The 20,099-nt window shown below is 44.1% G+C and carries 12 protein-coding genes and 6 tRNA genes; 16 read left to right on the forward strand and 2 right to left on the reverse strand.

Annotated elements, in window-relative coordinates; genetic code table 11:
• Positions 1 to 28: 28 nt before the first annotated feature.
• Together metH and ACAX20_RS02870 are read left to right on the forward strand one after the other, a co-directional pair.
• Positions 29 to 3,718 carry a methionine synthase gene (gene metH / locus ACAX20_RS02865; RefSeq protein WP_371189561.1) on the forward strand — a complete coding sequence of 1,230 codons (3,690 nt, stop codon included), beginning with the start codon at positions 29 to 31 and terminating at the stop codon, positions 3,716 to 3,718.
• 137 nt (positions 3,719 to 3,855) lie between these two features.
• Positions 3,856 to 4,242 carry a GNAT family N-acetyltransferase gene (locus tag ACAX20_RS02870; protein ID WP_371188444.1) on the forward strand — a complete coding sequence of 129 codons (387 nt, stop codon included), beginning with the start codon at positions 3,856 to 3,858 and terminating at the stop codon, positions 4,240 to 4,242.
• 59 nt (positions 4,243 to 4,301) lie between these two features.
• On the opposite strand, the gene ACAX20_RS02875 is transcribed toward ACAX20_RS02870, so the two are convergent.
• Positions 4,302 to 7,595, reverse strand: coding sequence for a S41 family peptidase (locus ACAX20_RS02875; protein ID WP_371188446.1), 3,294 nt, complete (start codon positions 7,593 to 7,595; stop codon positions 4,302 to 4,304).
• A gap of 236 nt (positions 7,596 to 7,831) precedes the next feature.
• Between ACAX20_RS02875 and ACAX20_RS02880 the strand changes: the two genes are divergently transcribed.
• The 14 genes from ACAX20_RS02880 to ACAX20_RS02945 all read left to right on the forward strand — a co-directional run bounded on the left by ACAX20_RS02880 (position 7,832) and on the right by ACAX20_RS02945 (position 18,296).
• Positions 7,832 to 8,293 (forward strand): regulatory protein RecX, encoded by a 462-nt coding sequence (locus ACAX20_RS02880; protein ID WP_371188448.1) that lies wholly within the window; start codon positions 7,832 to 7,834, stop codon positions 8,291 to 8,293.
• An 11-nt stretch (positions 8,294 to 8,304) separates the two neighbouring features.
• The gene (alaS, locus tag ACAX20_RS02885; protein WP_371188450.1) at positions 8,305 to 10,929 is read left to right on the forward strand and encodes an alanine--tRNA ligase; all 2,625 of its coding nucleotides are present in this window, start codon (positions 8,305 to 8,307) and stop codon (positions 10,927 to 10,929) included.
• 29 nt (positions 10,930 to 10,958) lie between these two features.
• Positions 10,959 to 12,170, forward strand: a complete 1,212-nt coding sequence (locus ACAX20_RS02890) for an aspartate kinase (RefSeq protein WP_371188452.1) — start codon at positions 10,959 to 10,961, stop codon at positions 12,168 to 12,170.
• A gap of 135 nt (positions 12,171 to 12,305) precedes the next feature.
• The gene (gene csrA, locus ACAX20_RS02895) at positions 12,306 to 12,500 is read left to right on the forward strand and encodes a carbon storage regulator CsrA (protein ID WP_371188454.1); all 195 of its coding nucleotides are present in this window, start codon (positions 12,306 to 12,308) and stop codon (positions 12,498 to 12,500) included.
• A 174-nt stretch (positions 12,501 to 12,674) separates the two neighbouring features.
• Positions 12,675 to 12,767, forward strand: a tRNA-Ser gene (locus ACAX20_RS02900).
• A gap of 18 nt (positions 12,768 to 12,785) precedes the next feature.
• A tRNA-Arg gene (locus ACAX20_RS02905) sits at positions 12,786 to 12,862 on the forward strand.
• Between the two features lie 63 nt (positions 12,863 to 12,925).
• A tRNA-Arg gene (locus ACAX20_RS02910) sits at positions 12,926 to 13,002 on the forward strand.
• An 88-nt stretch (positions 13,003 to 13,090) separates the two neighbouring features.
• Positions 13,091 to 13,167 (forward strand) — tRNA-Arg (locus ACAX20_RS02915).
• 61 nt (positions 13,168 to 13,228) lie between these two features.
• Positions 13,229 to 13,305, forward strand: a tRNA-Arg gene (locus tag ACAX20_RS02920).
• A 212-nt stretch (positions 13,306 to 13,517) separates the two neighbouring features.
• Positions 13,518 to 13,594: transfer RNA gene (locus ACAX20_RS02925), tRNA-Arg, on the forward strand.
• Between the two features lie 476 nt (positions 13,595 to 14,070).
• Complete coding sequence (locus ACAX20_RS02930) at positions 14,071 to 14,322, forward strand: OadG family transporter subunit (protein WP_371188455.1); 252 nt, start codon at positions 14,071 to 14,073, stop codon at positions 14,320 to 14,322.
• 14 nt (positions 14,323 to 14,336) lie between these two features.
• Positions 14,337 to 16,127: a sodium-extruding oxaloacetate decarboxylase subunit alpha gene (gene oadA / locus ACAX20_RS02935; protein ID WP_371188456.1), complete on the forward strand. Its 1,791-nt coding sequence runs from the start codon at positions 14,337 to 14,339 to the stop codon at positions 16,125 to 16,127.
• 10 nt (positions 16,128 to 16,137) lie between these two features.
• Positions 16,138 to 17,268, forward strand: a complete 1,131-nt coding sequence (locus ACAX20_RS02940) for a sodium ion-translocating decarboxylase subunit beta (protein WP_371188458.1) — start codon at positions 16,138 to 16,140, stop codon at positions 17,266 to 17,268.
• Positions 17,269 to 17,444: 176 nt separating this feature from the next.
• Entirely contained in the window at positions 17,445 to 18,296 is an 852-nt protein-coding gene (locus ACAX20_RS02945) for a peptidylprolyl isomerase (RefSeq protein WP_371188460.1), read from the forward strand.
• A 146-nt stretch (positions 18,297 to 18,442) separates the two neighbouring features.
• Here ACAX20_RS02945 and ACAX20_RS02950 read toward each other — a convergent pair whose 3' ends face one another.
• Entirely contained in the window at positions 18,443 to 19,840 is a 1,398-nt protein-coding gene (locus ACAX20_RS02950; protein ID WP_371188462.1) for a DEAD/DEAH box helicase, read from the reverse strand.
• Positions 19,841 to 20,099 lie beyond the last annotated feature (259 nt).

Below are 20,099 nucleotides of genomic sequence, written 5' to 3' on the forward strand. Positions count from 1 at the left end.
ATGTTTAGTGCCGTAATCCTGGAAGTATATTGTGACATCATCTAGCCATACTTTATTAGAACAACAATTATCTGAGCGTATATTAGTTCTCGATGGTGCCATGGGTACCATGATCCAGCAGCATCAATTTAGCGAAGCCGACTTTCGTGGCGAGCGCTTTGCAAAATGGCCTTGTGATCTCAAAGGCAATAATGACTTATTGGTATTAACTCAGCCCGAAGTAATCAAAGATATTCATCGCCAATACTTGCTCGCTGGTGCCGATATTATCGAAACCAATAGCTTTAATGCCACACGCATTGCGATGGCCGATTATGATATGCAAGAGATATCGGCAGAAATTAACTTACAAGCGGCGCATATTGCTCGCCAAATTGCTGATGAGGTAACCAGTTTACAGCCTGACAAGCCACGCTTTGTTGCGGGCGTTTTAGGGCCGACCAATCGCACCTGTTCTCTGTCGCCAGATGTGAATGACCCAGCATTTCGCAATATCAGCTTTCATGAGCTCGCTGCGGCGTATCGTGAATCTACCATGGCACTTATCGACGGCGGTGTCGATATAATCATGATTGAAACCATCTTCGATACCCTTAATGCCAAAGCCGCCATTTTCGCGATAGAAGACGTGTTTGCTGAGCGCCAATTGCGTTTACCTATAATGATCTCCGGCACCATTACCGATGCATCAGGGCGGACACTATCGGGGCAAACTACCGAAGCGTTTTATAATTCGCTACGTCATGCTAACCCGATTGCGATAGGTCTTAATTGTGCGCTTGGGCCAGTGGAGCTGCGCCAGTACATTGAAGAGTTGAGAAATATCAGCGATTTTGCTATTTCAGCACACCCTAACGCGGGCTTGCCGAATGCCTTTGGTGAATACGACTTTACTGTTGCCGACATGAACGCACACATTAAAGAGTGGGCAGAATCGGGATTCTTAAATATCGTTGGCGGTTGCTGCGGTACCACGCCAGAACATATCAGAGGCATTGCCGATACGGTAAAAAACATTAAACCCAGAACGATTACGGCGCAGCCTATTGCCTGTCGCTTATCCGGTTTAGAAGCGTTAAACATTGATGACAACAGTTTGTTTGTTAACGCTGGTGAGCGAACCAATGTTACCGGCTCTGCTATTTTCAAGCGTCTTATTACCGAGCAAAAATACGATGACGCTATTGCTGTTGCTTTGCAGCAAGTAGAGAATGGTGCGCAAATCATCGATATCAATATGGATGAGGGCATGCTTGATAGCCAAGCTGCAATGGTGACCTTCCTTAATCTTATCGCTGGTGAGCCTGATATTGCCAAAGTACCGGTTATGCTCGACTCGTCTAAATGGGAGATTATTGAGGCAGGCCTGCAATGCATCCAAGGCAAGGGCATTGTTAACTCGATATCGCTAAAAGAGGGCGAGCAAGCGTTTAAACGCCAAGCTGAGCTTATTCGTCGTTATGGCGCGGCGGTGATCATTATGGCTTTTGATGAAGTAGGTCAAGCTGATACCAAGCAGCGCAAAGTGGAGATTTGTCAGCGCGCTTATCATATTTTGGTCGACGAACTGAATTTTCCACCCGAAGATATTATTTTTGATCCCAATATTTTTGCTATCGCCACCGGTATTGAAGAGCACGATAATTACGCCGTTGACTTTATTGAGGCGACCAAAGAAATAAAACAAACCTTACCGCATGCGATGATCTCTGGTGGTGTGTCGAATGTGTCATTCTCGTTTCGTGGTAATAATCCGGTACGCGAAGCCATTCATGCGGTATTTTTATATCACGCCATTAAAAATGGCATGGATATGGGCATTGTAAATGCTGGCCAATTGGCCATTTATCAAGATATTCCCAAAGATTTATTGCAAGCGGTTGAAGACGTTGTGCTTAACAGCGACAACGGCGCTACTGAACGCTTGCTTACCATTGCCGAGCAGTATCGCAATCAAGCATCAGGGCAAACCAGTAAGGTCGATTTAACATGGCGCGAGTTACCGGTTAACAAACGTTTAGAGCATGCGTTAGTAAAAGGCATTAATGAATATATCGTTGCCGACACCGAAGAGGCTCGCCTCGCCGCCGAGCATCCACTGCAAGTGATTGAAGGGCCACTCATGGATGGCATGAATGTCGTCGGTGATTTATTTGGCGAAGGACAAATGTTTTTGCCGCAAGTGGTGAAATCGGCAAGAGTGATGAAACAAGCGGTAGCCCATTTACAACCGTTTATCGAAGCCTCCAAAACCACCAGTAAATCCAATGGCAAGATCTTGCTCGCAACGGTAAAAGGCGATGTACATGACATAGGCAAAAACATTGTTGGCGTGGTATTGCAATGTAATAACTATCAGGTTATCGACCTTGGTGTAATGGTACCGTGCGATAAAATCCTACAAGTAGCCAAACAAGAACAAGTCGACATCATTGGCTTGTCAGGGCTTATTACCCCAAGCCTTGACGAAATGGTGCATGTTGCTAAAGAAATGCAACGCCTTGATTTTGATTTACCACTGCTTATTGGCGGAGCGACCACGTCAAAAGCGCATACGGCGGTAAAAATCGACCAACAGTACCAGCATCCCGTGGTGTATGTTGCCAATGCCTCGCGTTCGGTGTCTGTGGTCAATGCGCTATTAAATGACAAACTTAAAGCGGATTTGGTACAGCGCACCGAAAAAGAATACGAGACAGTTCGTCAGCGTCATTCGCAAAAAGGCCCTCGTAGCGAGTTGCACTCTCTAGCTGATGCTCGTGCTAATGCCTTTGTAGCTGACTTTAACGATTACACGCCTGTTAAACCGAATAAGTTAGGTGTAACGGTACTGGATAAGCTCGACTTAAATGTGGTGCGCAACTACATCGACTGGACGCCATTTTTTCTAACGTGGCAATTATCGGGTAAATACCCAGCCATTCTTGAACACGAACTGATTGGCGAAGAAGCCAGCAAGCTGTTTAACGATGCCAACCGCATGCTTGATGAGCTAATAGCCAAAGACACCATCAAAGCGCGTGCCATTTTTGGATTATACCCAGCGGCGAGTGATGGCGATGATATTTTGGTTTACGCCGATGAGAGTAAACAGCAGGTACTTAAAAGACTGGCCCATTTACGTCAACAAACTGCAAAACCAGCAGGTCAATTTAACCGTTGCTTAAGTGATTATGTGGCAAGCCACGATTCTGGTATTGACGATTACATCGGTGCGTTCGCCGTATCGTCGGGCTTTGGTGTTGATGACTTGGTGGCAAAGTATGACGCTGAGCATGATACCTATAACTCGATTTTGCTCAAAGCCGTAGCCGATAGGCTTGCCGAAGCCAGCGCCGAATATTTGCACGAACAAGTGCGTAAACATTACTGGGGTTATAGCGCCAACGAAGACTTTGATAATGAATCATTAATCCGCGAGCAATACCAAGGTATTCGCCCAGCACCAGGTTACCCTGCTTGCCCAGAGCATACCGAAAAACAATCCCTTTGGGATTTACTTGATGTTGAAAACAACATTGGTATGGAGCTCACCTCAAGCTACGCCATGTGGCCAGGAGCCGCTGTGAGTGGTTGGTACTTTGCCCATCCACAAAGTAAATACTTTGCCGTTGCTAAAGTTGATAAACAACAAGCTGAAAGCTATGCCGAGCGCAAAGGCTGGTCATTAAGCGAAGCGGAAAAATGGCTCGCGCCAAATTTGAATTACGAGCCGTAATGATGATTAAAGGGTTAATAAGGTCATATCTTCAATTTAGATAGAATAAACAATAATTTAACTGGATGGGTTAAATAGTAGTGATGTGCAAAGTTTTAACGGAGTGCGATAAAACTCTTCTTACGAAAGTTAATAATTTGAGAAGAAAAGTTTCATTGCAAGAAAAGAGTATTCTTAAGCAAGATTGCTTTTATTTAAGTGAGTTTATATTCGATAGGTTACTGATTTTTGAACAGAACGAAAAGCTAGAAGCATATTTAACACTTAGCTCTGAGGGACCAAACTTCCCTAGTAGTGAGATACATTTGAATATTTTTGTTGATCCGGATGTTCAGAATCAGGGGCATGGCACAAGATTAATTAACCAGGCAAAGCATGTAGCTGAAGAACTTGGTAAAAATAAAATTACGATTATGGTTAAGAAATATAGACCCGAGCTATATTCATACTATGAGAAGCATGGATTTAAGTTATCTAGCGAGAATAAATTTTGCTGGAATATGGCTTTTAACCTAACAGTTTAAATCGAGACAAAATAAAAGGGCATCTATGATGCCCTTTTACATTTCTAATTTACTAGCAATTACTGAATCTTAAACACATCAGCCGCTGGGCCCGTTTTCGGCATTGGCTTAGCGTTTAATGGCGCAATTGATTCCGCTTTTAGTTTGTAATTTAGGTATTCAATACCTTTTTCTAGCTGAGCATCAAAGCCGTTAAAGGTGGCGTACGGCAGATTATCTACTTCAATATCTGGCGATACACCGGTACCTTCTACTACCCATGTGCCATCCATTGAGTACTGTGGTAATTCCGCAACACGCGCCATGCCGTTATCGGTTAAGCGGTTACGACCCGTTAACCATACACCGGCACCTGCCGTTTGCTTACCAATCAGTGGGGCTAAACCAAGCGATTTTATCGCTGCTGAGAAGGTTTCACCGTCAGAGTAGGTTAGCTGATCGGTGAGGACCACTAAGTGACCTCGGAAGGTTTGCTGCATATTGGTGTATGGCGCGCTGTCACGCTCTTGCCAAAACATCCATGCTTTACGCAACAGTTTTTCAATTAGCCAGCTGTCAATGTTACCGCCACGGTTACGGCGCACATCAATGATTAAACCGTCTTTTTCTATGTTGTCGTAAAACTCACGGGCAAAGCTGTTAATGTCGCGCGAGGTCATCGCATTCATGTGCAAGTAACCAATATCGCTGTTGGCTTTAGTGACCAATTGCTTATTATGCTCTACCCAATCAAGGTAGCGCATATTGGCATCGCTACGTGTTGTTGCCGGCACAACAACGGTTTGGTGAGTTTTGCCTTTGCGCTCTAGGGTTAACAACACTTGCTTGCCCGCTTGATTGCGCAGTGCTTTGTGCATAGCGACTAGCGAATCAACCGCTTGGTTATTAATATGGGTGATAATATCGCCTTCAAGAGCATTAACTTCGGCTTTAGCTAAAGGCGACGCAAACGATGGAATATCTTTATCGGCATCGAATATATCATCAATGCGAATACCGTCTTTCACTTCGCTAAAGCGACCACCTAAGGTACTGCCTTTCGGTGCGTTGCTATTTTTTGGCATATCGCCGCCACGCACTTGTGAGTGCAGGGCATTTAGCTCGCCCATCATTTGCGCGAAAATATCGTTTAGTTCGCTGCGTGAGGTGATGCGATCAACCAGTGGTTGATACTTTTCTTTAACGGCTTGCCAGTCTAGGCCGCGCATATTGGCATCGAATAAAAATTCACGGTGCATAAGCCACGCATCTTCAAACATTTGTTGCCACTCATCGGCTGGCGAAAACGACAGTTGCCATTGCTTTGAATTGACTTGGTGATCAGCTAATGTTTTTGCTGCTTTTTCTCCAGCAGGAAGTAAATATAATGCGGTTTCATTACCCGCTTTTTTCGCTACCAGTATGGTTTTGCCATCGGCGGCAAGTTGGTAACCACGAACATCGCTAATAAAAGTATCGGCTTTAATGTTACGGTTGGCGTTTTTAATAAACTGGATATCGCGTTTGTTGCCATTTCTAACCGTGACATAGAGGCCTTTATCATTGGCGCTTAGATCACTGTAATTACCATTTGCAACGGGTACTTGGTAAAGCTTGTCGGTAATCGCTTGCCAGTTTACTTTGGCTTTGTCGTTATCCTTATTGTCCTGGTCTTTATCATTTTTGTTTGTTTCAGACGCCGCGTGATCAAGCTCGGTTAATGTTTTAAACGGGAAACTTGCTTGATCAGTCAGTTGATAGGCATAAATTAGACCACGCTTATCAAACGCCGGGCCTAAATTACGATCGCCCCAAGGCGAGCTTGGCGATGATGCAAAGTGACGATTCGAGATAAAATACAACCAGTTACCATCAGGCGAAAACGCAGGCGAGAATGCTTCGTATTTATCAGAGGTGATAAATTGCTCGGTTTGTTCCGTTAGTGAATATAAGCGTATGCTAGTGCGTTGGCGATCGGTGTGATCACCGCTAAAGGCGATAAGATTACTGTCGCTTGACCAAACCACAGAGTTATATGCCGAAAAACCACTGCCGTTGCTGGCAATTTTTTTGTTGGCTAACGTCTCAAGGTTTAATAACCATAAATCACCGTTACGATCGTCATGGGCTAAGTATTTGCCGTCTGGTGATGGATAAAGGTTCCAGCGATAGCTATCACCATTTTTGGTTAACTGCGTGCCGTTATCAGAACCATCGGCTGCAAAGCGCCAAATTTCATGTTCGCCACTGGCGTCATTAATGGTGAAGACATATTTACCATCACTGGATAATACCGCGGCACGGTTACGGCTTTGCGCAGGCGTGTTGATTTCCACTAAACGGCTTTGGTCGGCAGCAGCGACCGCCAATTTACCACGAGCGGTAATCACCACTTTGTTACCCGCTTTGGCAACGGCGGCATTATTAAAGTAATTGAGTGGCTTGTTATCCCAACGCTCTTGGCGTTCGCTAAAATCGGAAACAAGTGAAATGTCGATGCGCTTATCGCTGTTATCATCTAGGTTAAATTGATGAATATCCGCGCCCAACTGGTAAACAACAGTATTGTTGTTATTCGATGCTAAACGAATCGACCAATCTTGGTGCTTAGTAAGCTGCTTTTTGTCGCTACCGTCAATGTTCATTGACCATAAGTTATCGCTACCGCTGGCGTCTGATACAAAGTACACCTTATTGTTGTAATACATAGGCTCACGAACAGAACCTTGGTGATCTTTGCTTAATAACATTGCTTCTTGTTTGCTATCCATTTGCCAGCGCCATAGCTGGCCTTGCGCACCACCGCGATAAACCTTGCTATTATCACCGGTTACTTGTAATCCAAAGCGAGTGAAAAATAAATGCTTACCATCACTTGATACAGCACCTTCAATGGCATCTGCCAGCGGAATCTCTTTGGTTTTCAAGGTGTTTGGATTGACGGTTTTTAATGTCCAGTAATTGGCTGGGCCAAAGCCGGCATTGGTGGCGTAAATAACTTCGCCTGATGGCGTCCAACCTTGCACACGTACGCGGGAATTTTCATAGCTAAGGCGAGTTGGTGTACCACCGTTCAATGGCATAAGGTAAGCTTCGTCGGTGCCTTCATAGTTGGCCACATAAGCGATAAATTTACCATCGGGTGAAATGCTCGCCATGGTTTCATTACTAGCATGGGTCGTTAGGCGTTGAGCTTTAGCTACGTTGCTGTTATCTGCGCTGATTTTGCTATGCCATAAGTCACCTTCGGCGGTAAATACCAATGAATCGTTGTGTAACGCAGGTGAACTAAAATAACCTAATTTTTGTTCAGCGTAAGCGTTGGTTGTCGCCAAAGCAATCATGCCGGCAAGAATCGACTTCTTTAACCTCATTCTATCCCTCATCTAATGTCTTTATTGGTGTTTATTATTGTTGTTGCTCGCCATGAATATAGTGGTTAGCGCAACATTGATGTGTTTCGATTGTAGCGTTAATACGTTATGGTTTGGGAAAAAGTTAGTTAATTTGCCAATTTTTTTCAGTTTGCTAGAAATACTGAATTATTGAACTGTATTTTTATTTTTATGTCGGTAAAATAGGCGAGTTTTCAAACATTAAAAGGTTATCCGTGACAAGCCATACAGAGCCGAGTATCAATAAAGCGGTGAAGAAGGCAGCGTACAATTATTTGGCTCGCCGAGAACATTCGCGTGACGAATTAAAGCAAAAATTACGACAAAAAGAATTTGCTGACAGCGACATTGAACTGGTGCTCGATAAGTTACAAGAGCATGATATTCAAAGCGATTTACGTTATGCAGAAAGTATGTTGCGGCAACGGGTTGCCAAAGGCTATGGCTACGCCTACATCAACAATGAATTAAAACAAAAAGGCTTACACAGCCGTGTGATCCGCCAAGCATTTGCAAGCGAAGCGGTTGACTGGTTTGAATTAGCGCAGCAGGTTTATCAAAAACGTTTTGCTGATAACGCCATTGTTGATCAAAAAGATAAAGCCAAACGCATGAGATTTTTACAATATCGCGGATTTGATTTCGAACAGATTTCAGCTGCGATGAGCTTAGATTAAGTTGGACGAAGATGATGATTAAATCCAGTGCCCAAATCAGACAGGCATTCCTAGACCATTTTGCTAAACAACAACACCAAGTCGTTGCTAGCAGTTCGCTAGTACCTGGTAATGATGCCACCTTGCTATTTACTAACGCAGGCATGGTGCAATTTAAAGATGCATTCCTAGGCGCGGAAAAACGCAGTTATACACGAGCCACATCTTCTCAACGTTGTGTGCGCGCCGGTGGTAAACACAATGACCTAGAAAACGTAGGTTACACCGCACGTCACCATACCTTCTTTGAAATGTTAGGTAACTTCAGTTTTGGTGATTACTTTAAGCAAGACGCGATTCGTTTTGCTTGGTCATTCTTAACCGAAACGTTAAAGCTGCCAGTTGAAAAACTGATGGTGACGGTTTATGAAACCGACGATGAAGCATTCGATATTTGGAACAATGAGATTGGTGTTCCAGCGGAAAAGATCGTTCGCATTGGCGACAAAAAAGGCGGTAAAAAATACGAGTCAGATAACTTTTGGTCAATGGGTGATACCGGCCCTTGTGGTCCGTGTACCGAAATATTCTTTGACCACGGCGAGCACATTTGGGGTGGCCCTCCAGGTTCACCTGAAGAAGATGGCGATCGCTTTATCGAAATTTGGAACTTGGTATTCATGCAGTTCAACCGTCACGCCGACGGTACCATGGAACCATTGCCAAAGCCTGCGGTTGATACCGGTATGGGCTTAGAGCGTATTGCTGCGATTATGCAAGGCGTGCATTCAAACTACGAAATCGATATTTTCCAAGGCTTGATCAAAGCGACAGCAGAGGTGTTAAACGTTAGTGATTTAGACAATAAGTCGCTACGTGTTATTGCCGACCATATTCGTTCATGTAGTTTCTTAATTAGCGATGGTGTGATGCCTTCAAACGAAGGTCGTGGTTATGTATTGCGTCGTATTATTCGACGTGCGATTCGTCACGGTCACATCTTAGGCTCTAAAGACGTATTCTTCTACAAGCTTGTTGGCGCATTGATTGAGCAAATGGGCGACGCATACCCAGAGCTTGAGCAACAACGCAGCGTACTGGAAAAAATCCTTAAGGTTGAAGAAGAGCAATTTAGACGTACCCTTGATCGTGGTATGAACTTACTTAACGACGTTATCGCTAACCTTGAAGGTGATACCATTGCCGGTAAAGATGTATTTAAGTTGTACGATACCTACGGTTTTCCTGCCGATTTAACGGCGGATATTGCTCGTGAAAATAACATTGCTATCGACCAACAAGGTTTCGATAGCGAGATGCAAGCACAACGTGAGCGTGCACAAAAAGCCAGTAACTTTGGTGCTGATTACAACGAGTCGTTAAAGTCAGACAAAACATCGAACTTTGAAGGCTACGACAAGCACAGCTTTAATGCGACTGTGGTTGAATTATTTAACAGCGAAGGCGCAGTAAGCACGTTAGCAGCGGGCGAAAAGGGCGTGCTGATTTTAGATGCTACGCCATTCTACGCCGAGTCAGGTGGTCAAGTTGGCGATACCGGTGTGATCAAAACTGCCTCTGGTGAGTTTGTCGTAACAGATACACAAAAATTAGGTAACGCGATTGCACATCACGGTGAAGCAAAAGCGGATATCCAATTAAACAGCAAAGCTGAAGCGGTAATCGACAGCGAACGTCGCGCTAAAATCATTAAAAACCACTCAGCAACGCATTTGCTGCACTCTGCCCTGCGCACGGTATTAGGTGAGCACGTAACGCAAAAAGGTTCATTGGTTGATGATCAAAAACTGCGTTTTGACTTCTCGCATTTTGAAGGTGTAACAGCTGCGCAACTGCAACAAGCTGAGCGCATGGTAAACGAGCAAATTCGTGCTAACCACGGTCAACAAGCAGAATTGATGCATATTGATGCCGCCAAAGAAAAAGGCGCTATGGCATTATTTGGTGAGAAGTACGAAGACGAAGTGCGTGTTATCACCTTAGGTGATACCTCGACTGAATTATGTGGTGGTGTTCACGTTAATCGTACCGGTGATATCGGTTTGTTCAAGATTGTTTCTGAAGGTGGTATTGCTGCAGGTATTCGTCGTATTGAAGCGGTAACCGCAGACGCAGCGCTTGACTATGTTGACGAGCAAGCGGCGAAACTTGATGCCATTGCTGCTTTAGTGAAATCTGACGCAGCGAACACCTTAGGCAAAGTTGAGCAGATGATGAGCAAAACTAAGCAATTAGAAAAAGACCTTGCGGCCCTGCAGCAAAAACTAGCTGCTGCTGCCGGTTCTGATTTGCTGTCAAAAGCCATCGACATCAATGGCGTTAAAGCCTTGATTGCTGATGTCGAAGGTGCCGATCCGAAAGCATTACGCGATATGGTTGATGATCTGAAGAACAAAATGGGTTCAGGTATCGTTATGTTAGCGCTAGCCAACAACGGTAAAGTTAACTTGATTGCCGGTGTAACCAAAGACTTAATTGGCAAAGTAAAAGCTGGTGATTTAGTTAAAATGGTTGCTGAACAGGTTGGTGGTAAAGGCGGCGGTCGTCCAGACATGGCGCAAGCCGGTGGTAGCCAGCCAGAGAATATCCCAACCGCACTAGCCAGCGTAGAAGCTTGGTTGGCGGAAAAGTTATAAGCGAGTAACCTCTGTATGGCGCAAATCATATGGCGATAATCGTACAAAAATTTGGGGGAACCTCTGTAGGTTCCCCTTCTCGTATCGAACAAGTGGCAGACACCATAATAGCCACCAAAAATCAGGGACATGAAGTCGTTGTCGTGGTATCGGCAATGGCAGGGGAGACCAATCGTTTACAGTCACTGGCAAATGACATTGATGATAACCCGTCGGCACGTGAGCTCGATATGTTGTTGTCATCGGGTGAGCAAGTAACGACAGCCTTGTTGGCCATGGCATTGATCAAACGCGGTTATGCGGCAATTTCATTGCTTGGTCACCAAGCGGGTATTTACACCAATAACCGTTTTACCAAAGCCAGAATAAAAGACATTGACTGTACCCGTATGTTGCAAGAGCTACAACAAGGCCATGTGGTGATTGTTGCTGGTTTTCAGGGGGTTGACCGGGAGGGTAATATTACCACGTTAGGTCGTGGCGGCTCTGATACCTCAGCAGTAGCGATAGCCGCAGCCTTGCAAGCAAAAGAGTGTCAAATTTTTACCGATGTTGACGGTGTATATACCACAGATCCGCGTATTGATAGCAAAGCGACAAAACTGAAACACATCAGTTTTGATGAAATGTTAGAGTTAGCAAGTTGTGGTGCTAAGGTATTGCAATCGCGTTCGGTGGAATTTGCCGGGCAAAATAAAATGCCACTCCGGGTGTTATCAAGCTTTGAGTCAGGCTCTGGTACACAAATACGTTATGAAGACGATATTGACAATCGCAATCCTGTAACGGCGGTAGCTGCCTTGCGCGATGAGATATTGGTGAATGTTCGTGTGAGTAAAGAGTCTGCATTAATCCGTAACCAATTATTTAATGCGCTCGCCGCTGCGGATGTTGAAATTGATATGATCAGCGATTTTGATGGTGAGAATTTTAAAGATCTGAAATTAACCATGGCTCGTAAAGATCTTCATGTGACATCGGATTTACTGAGTACTTTGCAAAGTCGCCGTATTATTGACGCATTCAGTATACGTGATGAACTGACGAAAGTGTCTATAGTTGGCAATGGTATGAAGTCGCACAGTGGTGTTGCTGCTGATATTTTTAATTGTTTGCACGATGCTGGTGTTGATATTCATTTAATATCTACCTCAGAGATAAAAGTATCAGTGTTAATTAAGCAGCAGTTTACTGACGTAGCAGTGAAGGCATTGACCCAAAAATTTAATTTAAATGCTTAATTTATTAGGAATTTTTGTTTTTTTTGCTAAATTTAACATCAAGGCGTGTAAAAAACGGTCTAACGCTATGCTTAATGCAGTGTTATTGGTAAGATAACGCCCGTTTCTGACTAAACAAACATAGGGAGCATTAGGATGCTTATTTTAACTCGCAGAGTTGGTGAAACTCTGATGGTTGGTGACGATGTAACAGTCACTGTTTTAGGGGTAAAAGGGAACCAAGTACGCATTGGTGTGAACGCACCGAAAGAGGTTTCTGTACACCGTGAAGAAATTTATATGCGTATACAGGCAGAAAAAGGCGATCCGGATACTGCTGGTAACCAATAATTTTTGTTTTTTAGAAAGGCAACTAGTGTTGATTTTTGTTAACGCTATGTTGCCTTTCTTGCGTTTTAGACCGAAAAATATTCTGTTTGTTTGAAATGTCAGCAAACAGTAAAAAAAGATAAAAAAACCCTTTGACTTATTTTTCGAATCTATTAATATGCACTCCATCGAAACGGTGAGGTGGCCGAGAGGCTGAAGGCGCTCCCCTGCTAAGGGAGTATACAGTTTGTAGCTGTATCGAGGGTTCGAATCCCTCCCTCACCGCCATTTCGATAAATCGATTGCGGACACGTAGCTCAGCTGGATAGAGTACCTGGCTACGAACCAGGCGGTCGCAGGTTCGACTCCTGCCGTGTCCGCCACTTTCTAAAGGTATAGAAAGTGGTATGCAATCAAGTGAGGTATCACTTTAAACTACCGACCGCGGACACGTAGCTCAGCTGGATAGAGTACCTGGCTACGAACCAGGCGGTCGCAGGTTCGACTCCTGCCGTGTCCGCCACTATTATCAAGGAACCGACTTTATTTAAGTCGGTTTTTTATTCCCTGAAAATCAGGGCTTGCCTAGCAAGTAAACTAGTTTCGATTGCGGACACGTAGCTCAGCTGGATAGAGTACCTGGCTACGAACCAGGCGGTCGCAGGTTCGACTCCTGCCGTGTCCGCCACTTTCTTTAAATAAGAAGTGGCATGCAATCAAGTGAGGTATCACTTAAAACTACCGACCGCGGACACGTAGCTCAGCTGGATAGAGTACCTGGCTACGAACCAGGCGGTCGCAGGTTCGACTCCTGCCGTGTCCGCCATTATTTGAGAAAGCCCGACAGTCTGTCGGGCTTTTTACTTTTTAGCTCTTAAAAATATTTAGTATTTAAACTCGCCTAGTTCACCAGGTTTAGTACCTGGCGCTAGTATAAGAGCCCAGACGGTGTGGATTCATTTCTGCCGTGTCCACCACTTTCAAAATTTTGAAAGTGGTATACAATCAAGTGAGGTATCACTTAAAACTACCGACCGCGGACACGTAGCTCAGCTGGATAGAGTACCTGGCTACGAACCAGGCGGTCGCAGGTTCGACTCCTGCCGTGTCCGCCACTATTAAAGAAGCCCGACTTTTTAGTCGGGCTTTTTGCTTTTTGTTTTTTATTTTAAATCTTAATCTTTTTTTGCTATGCAACTCACCTGGTTCGCCAGGTCTAGTGCCTGGCGCTAACATAAGAGCCCAGGCGGTCGCAGGTTCGACTCCTGCCGTGTCCGCCACTATTAAAGAAGCCCGACTTTTTAGTCGGGCTTTTTGCTTTTTAGCGCTTTTCTTTCTCACCCATGCTCGACAATATAAATCCTTTTTAAACGCTCACGCTTGTTTTTATTCTACCTGTGCATGTTGGGATAGGCTCACTCTGTGCTTTGGTTATTAATGCTATAAATCAGATATATCAGTCGCTTATTTGGCTTAAACTATCTGCTTGATACGTTTTTGTGATAACTTGTTTCCAATATGTTTACAATAATCATTGCCAAAAAGAATTTGAGTTATTATTCTAATTCTTTTTAACCAAAAAGGATCAGCTATGGAAAGTCTCTCGGATGTATTTATTGAAGCTGGCGTACTTTTGCTGGTCGGTATGTGTTTTGTCTTTGCATTTTTAACCGTGCTTATTTTTGCTATTCAAGTGCTCGCTAAAATCGGCGAGCATTTCCCCGATACCATACCTGAGCCCATGCGAGTTCAAACATCGCAACCACAAGGTGACAAACCTTCCCCTCATGTCATCGCTGCGATTAGTGCTGCAATCGCTCAATATCGAAATAAGAATAACTAAATCAGGAGCCATCTATGTCTAGTGCTAACTCTAAACTAGGAATTACCGAGCTTGTTTTACGTGACGGCCATCAATCATTATTAGCAACGCGTTTTCGCTTAGAAGATATGCTGCCGATTGCCCAAAAAATGGATGAAATTGGCTTCTGGTCTATTGAATCATGGGGCGGGGCAACGTTTGATTCGTGTATTCGTTACCTTGGTGAAGATCCTTGGGAGCGTATTCGTGAATTGAAAAAGGCGATGCCAAACACCAAGCAACAAATGTTGTTTCGTGGCCAAAATATCCTAGGCTACCGTCATTATGCTGATGATGTGGTCACAAAATTTGTTGAACGTGCTCACAAAAATGGTGTTGATGTATTTCGTATTTTTGATGCGATGAACGATATTCGTAATTTAGAAACAGCCATCAAAGCAACTGTTGATGTTGGCGCACATGCACAAGCAACCTTATCGTTTACCGAATCGCCAGTGCACACCATTGATACATGGTTGGATATGGCGAAACGCTTGCAAGATATGGGGGCACATTCACTGTGTATTAAAGATATGGCCGGCTTACTTAACCCATACGATGGCCATGAGCTGATCACTAAACTGAAGCAGCAGGTCGGGCTACCAATCTCTTTACATTGTCATGCGACCACAGGTTTGAGTATGGCAACCCACATCAAGGCAATTGATGCCGGTGTAGATGTTATCGATACATCGATTTCTTCAATGTCGATGACTTATGGTCATTCCCCGACAGAGTCTATCGTGTCGACAGTACAAGGTCGTGAGCGTGATACTGGGCTAAATATGGAAAAGCTTGCAGAGGTGGCGACATACTTTCGTGAAGTCCGCGCTAAATACGCAAAATTTGAAGGCAGCTTAAAAGGCGTCGATGCGCGTATTTTATTAGCTCAGGTCCCAGGAGGCATGCTGACTAATATGGAAAACCAACTGCGCGAGCAAGGGGCATCGGATAAATTCGATCAGGTACTAGAAGAGATACCTCGCGTACGTAAAGAGCTTGGTTATATCCCTCTCGTCACACCAACATCGCAAATTGTTGGCACCCAATCCGTACTTAATGTACTCACGGGCGAGCGCTATAAGTCGATTACCAAAGAAACCGCCGGTGTATTAAAAGGTGAATATGGTGCAACGCCAGCGCCAGTAGATAGTGATTTGCAAGCTCGCGTATTAGATGGTGGCGAGCCGATTACTTGTCGCCCCGCTGATTTACTTGAACCGGAGTTAGACAAGCTTGAAAGTGAATTATTGGCAATAGCCAAAGAGAAAAGCATTAGTTTAGCTGACGATGTCATCGATGATGTTTTAACTTATGCGTTGTTCCCGCAAATTGGTTTGAAGTTTCTTGAAAATCGTAATAACCCAGAAGCGTTTGAACCAAAACCGAGCGCAGCAGATGTTAAGCCCGCAACAGAACAACAAACCGTTAACACTGGCAAAGTAGAAAGCTACGCGGTGAAAGTTGACGGTAAAGTATATGATGTCGTCGTTGCGCCAGGTGGTGACATTGAACAAATCAGCGCCGTAACCAGTTCATCATCCGCTAAAGCAAGTGATGCCCCTGTTGTAAGATCTGGCGCTAGCATTGATGCGCCACTTGCCGGTAACGTGTTCAAAATACTGGTGGATAATGGTGATTTTGTTAATGAAGGCGATGTGGTTGTTGTTATGGAAGCGATGAAAATGGAAACAGAAATTCGCGCCACGGCCTCTGGTACGGTGAGCTCAGTTCGAGTTAAAGAAGGCGATAGCGTCGCAGTAGGCGACGCATTGCTGCAGTTATAGGGATCGCAGTATGGACTCCATTTATATTCTGTGGCAATCCACAGGGTTAGCTAATTTTGAGCTTGGCCAAATTGTCATGATGCTGGTAGGCCTGGGCTTACTGTATTTGGCCATAGCCAAAAAGTTTGAACCGCTATTATTATTACCTATTGGTTTTGGTGCCATCTTAACGAACATTCCAGTAGCTGGTTTTAGTGAAGTCGGTGGTGTGTTGCATTACATTTACTACGCAGGTATCGATACCGGGATATTCCCATTATTGATATTTATGGGGGTAGGGGCGATGACCGATTTCGGTGCGCTTATCGCTAACCCTCGTATGTTATTGTTAGGTGCGGCCGCTCAATTTGGCATTTTTGCCACCTTATTTGGCGCAATTGCTTTAAATGCTATTCCTGGCTTTGATTTTAGTATTCAAGATGCGGCAGCTATCGCTATTATTGGTGGTGCCGACGGCCCAACTGCTATCTTCTTGGCATCAAAACTTGCTCCTGAGCTACTGGGAGCGATTGCCGTTGCCGCGTATTCATACATGGCGTTGGTACCAATTATTCAGCCACCTATTATGAAAGCGCTAACCAATGAAAAAGAGCGCGCTGTAGAAATGAAGCAATTGCGTCATGTTACTAAAATCGAGAAAATCTTATTTCCACTAGCGGTTCTGATGATGACGATTTTCTTTTTACCGGCTGCGACTCCACTCGTTGGTATGTTCTGTTTAGGTAACTTAATGCGCGAGTGTGGTGTGGTGGAACGACTAAGCTCGACGGCACAAAATGAGCTGATTAACATTGTGACCATTTTCCTTGGTTTAGGTGTGGGGTCTAAATTAAGTGCCGACTCGTTCTTAAATGTCGAAACTCTAGGTATCTTAGCGCTTGGTGCCGTTGCGTTTTCTATCGGTACTGCCGCAGGCGTTATCATGGCGAAAATTATGAGTAAATTCTCGGATGAACCTATTAACCCATTAGTTGGTGCCGCAGGTGTGTCAGCGGTACCTATGGCAGCGCGGGTAGTGAATAAAGTGGGCTTACAATCAAACCCACATAATTTCCTATTAATGCACGCTATGGGCCCTAACGTTGCCGGGGTACTCGGCTCCGCTGTAGCCGCGGGTGTGTTACTTGCCTTAGTTGGCTAACCCAATACCGTATTACGGTCATTTTTAAAGGGATCGTCTATCGATCCCTTTTTTATTGACGCTGAATACTGAGATATTAACTGGCTAAAGCTTTTCATTTGTTCTCAAGTTGGTTAGCGTAGTGTTATGAGTATCCCAAATATTTTGTAAGCATGGACAATACCATTAAATTTATAATGACCACTTTAGTTGGTTTGACTTTTTCTGTTAGCGCGGTGTCTGCCGAACAAACAGTGCAACAAAAGTGGCGAACGGTAGAGCAAGATAACATCCTGTACTTGCAAACCGAACATGGCACCATGACGTTTGAACTGGCCGAATTCTTTGCGCCAAAGCATGTCGACTATATTCGCCAATTAGTTAGTGATGGTTTTTACGATGGTTTGCCGTTTTACCGGGTTATCGAAAACTTTGTGGTGCAAGGTGGTGATGCTAGCCAAAAAAGGGTAAGCAAAGTTAAACAGGAGATGATAGCAGAGCAGCAACGCGCAATTGATAAAAACACAGCGCTTAATAGCTCTGAGTTTACCCTAGTGCAAACTCCAGATTTGCTTGCTGAACAAACTGGCTTTATTAATGGCTTTGCCGTGGGGCGCTCAATTAGCGAACAAAAGGAATGGCTTGTGCATTGCCCTGGGGTAATGAATTTAGCGCGTGGTAATGATTTAAATTCTGGCACCACAGATTTTGCCATCATGTTTGGTGTTTCACCACGTCATCTTGATAGAAACATGACCATATTTGCCCGTTTACTTGATGGCTGGCAAACGCTCTATCAAGTAACGCGTACTGACTCTGTAACCGAGTCGGATAACAAGCCAACCTTAATTAGCAAAGCTTACCTTGGTTCACAGCAACCCACTAAAGAGCAACAAACATGGCTCGTAGAAGATACATCAACTCAGCATTTTAAAGATAAGCTTATCAAGCGGCGCTTATATCAGCATGATTTTTATCATCACAAAGGTAATGGCAATCTTGATGTGTGTTATCAAAAAGTAGCTGTTAAAAAAGGCTCAAACGATTAGCGCTAATCACCCGAGGGCTCAGGGATACACCGTTGCTTGTTAACGGCGTTACAATGTAAATTCGGCCTGTAACATCATTGTTTATACAAGAGTATTACAGGCCTGGTTATTTCGTATGATCAGAAAGGTACGCCTATTAAAGGCTATTAACCCGTGATGCGTCGTCCAGAGCGACCCCGATTGGATGAGTTAGAGTTGGATGAACCTGAAGAGCGTCGGCCTTTACCGCCGGTATTTTTCGCATACGGGTTGTCACGTCGGCCACCGTGTTTACGGTTTTTCGCTGGCGGTTTATGGCCTTCGGCATTAGCTCCGCTTTTTTGCCCATCTTGATGCTCTGTTTTCGGGGTTTTAGGCTTCTTAGGTTTCTTCTCTTTAAACGGTCTAATGTCGTGTGACTTAGGCACAGGGTTAGCCGCTTCAAACCCTTCAATTTCTTCTCTATCTAATAGTTTTTGTGTTAATCGCTCTATTGCGACGAGCAGTTTAAATTCGTCAAAACACACTAATGAAATAGCGTTGCCAGCCTTACCTGCGCGGCCACTGCGACCAATACGGTGAATGTAGTCTTCGGCGACATGTGGTAAGTCAAAGTTAACGACTTGTTCTAGCTCATTAATATCAATACCACGAGCTGCAATATCGGTTGCTACTAATACACGAATATCACCGTCTTTAAACTGTGCTAATGCTTTAGTACGGGCCCCTTGGCTTTTGTTACCATGAATTGCTAAGGCTTTGATACCATCGGCTTCAAGATGGCGGGTTAGGCGATTGGCACCATGCTTGGTTTTAGTGAAAACAAGTACTTGTTGCCAATTGTTATGACCAATTAAGTACGATAATAAGCGTGGCTTTTTGTTTTTATCGGTAGTGATGATTTTTTGCTTAATGGTTTTAGCTGTGGAATTAGCCGGCGTTACTGAAATTTCCACAGGATCATTGACCAAGCCTTTGGCAAGCGCTCGAATATCATCAGAAAACGTTGCTGAAAACAACAAGTTTTGGCGATTTTTAGGTAACTGCTTAATGATTTTTTCAATATCATTAATAAAGCCCATATCAAGCATTCGGTCGGCTTCATCTAACACCAGTACTTCGACTTGGTTAAACTTAACGGCATTTTGTGAATATAAATCTAATAATCGCCCTGGTGTGGCAACTAAAATATCAACACCTTTACGCAGACGCATCATTTGCGGGTTGATTTTCACACCGCCGAAAACAACATAGCTGCTTAGCGAAAGGTTTTTAGAGTACGTAGCAATGTTATCGCCTATTTGTGCGGCAAGCTCACGAGTTGGCGTTAAGATTAGGGTTCTAATATGGTTGGCTTTAACTTGTTTACCGTTATCAAGTTTTTGCAAAATCGGTAAGGTGAAACCGGCCGTTTTTCCTGTGCCAGTTTGTGCCGCGGCCATAACATCATGACCTTCTAAAACCGCAGGAATCGCTTGTTGTTGAATTGGCGAAGGGGTTTGGTAGCCTTTTTCCGTTAACGCCGAAACGATGTTGTCGGATAGGCCTAGTGCATCAAAACTCATAGAGACTCTCTTAATATATGTATAAGTGAACGAGAGCGATTTGGTTGCGAACAATAATTATTGCTGTGACCCCCCACCCTCAAGGCGAGCGCACTTTACAGTATAGTCAATATGGATGCAATGAATTGCATTGTTTCCTGCTACTAAGTTGTTATCTACCCCTGTAGTTAGGAATTGCCTTATCAAGATGACAAGGCTGCCAGCATTAAGACGTGATTTGGATCATTAACGTAAAAAATGCTACTAAGATGAGGTTAAA

It is taken from the genome of Thalassotalea sp. Sam97 (assembly GCF_041379765.1).
In the GTDB taxonomy this organism is placed as follows: Bacteria; Pseudomonadota; Gammaproteobacteria; order Enterobacterales; family Alteromonadaceae; genus Thalassotalea_A; species Thalassotalea_A maritima.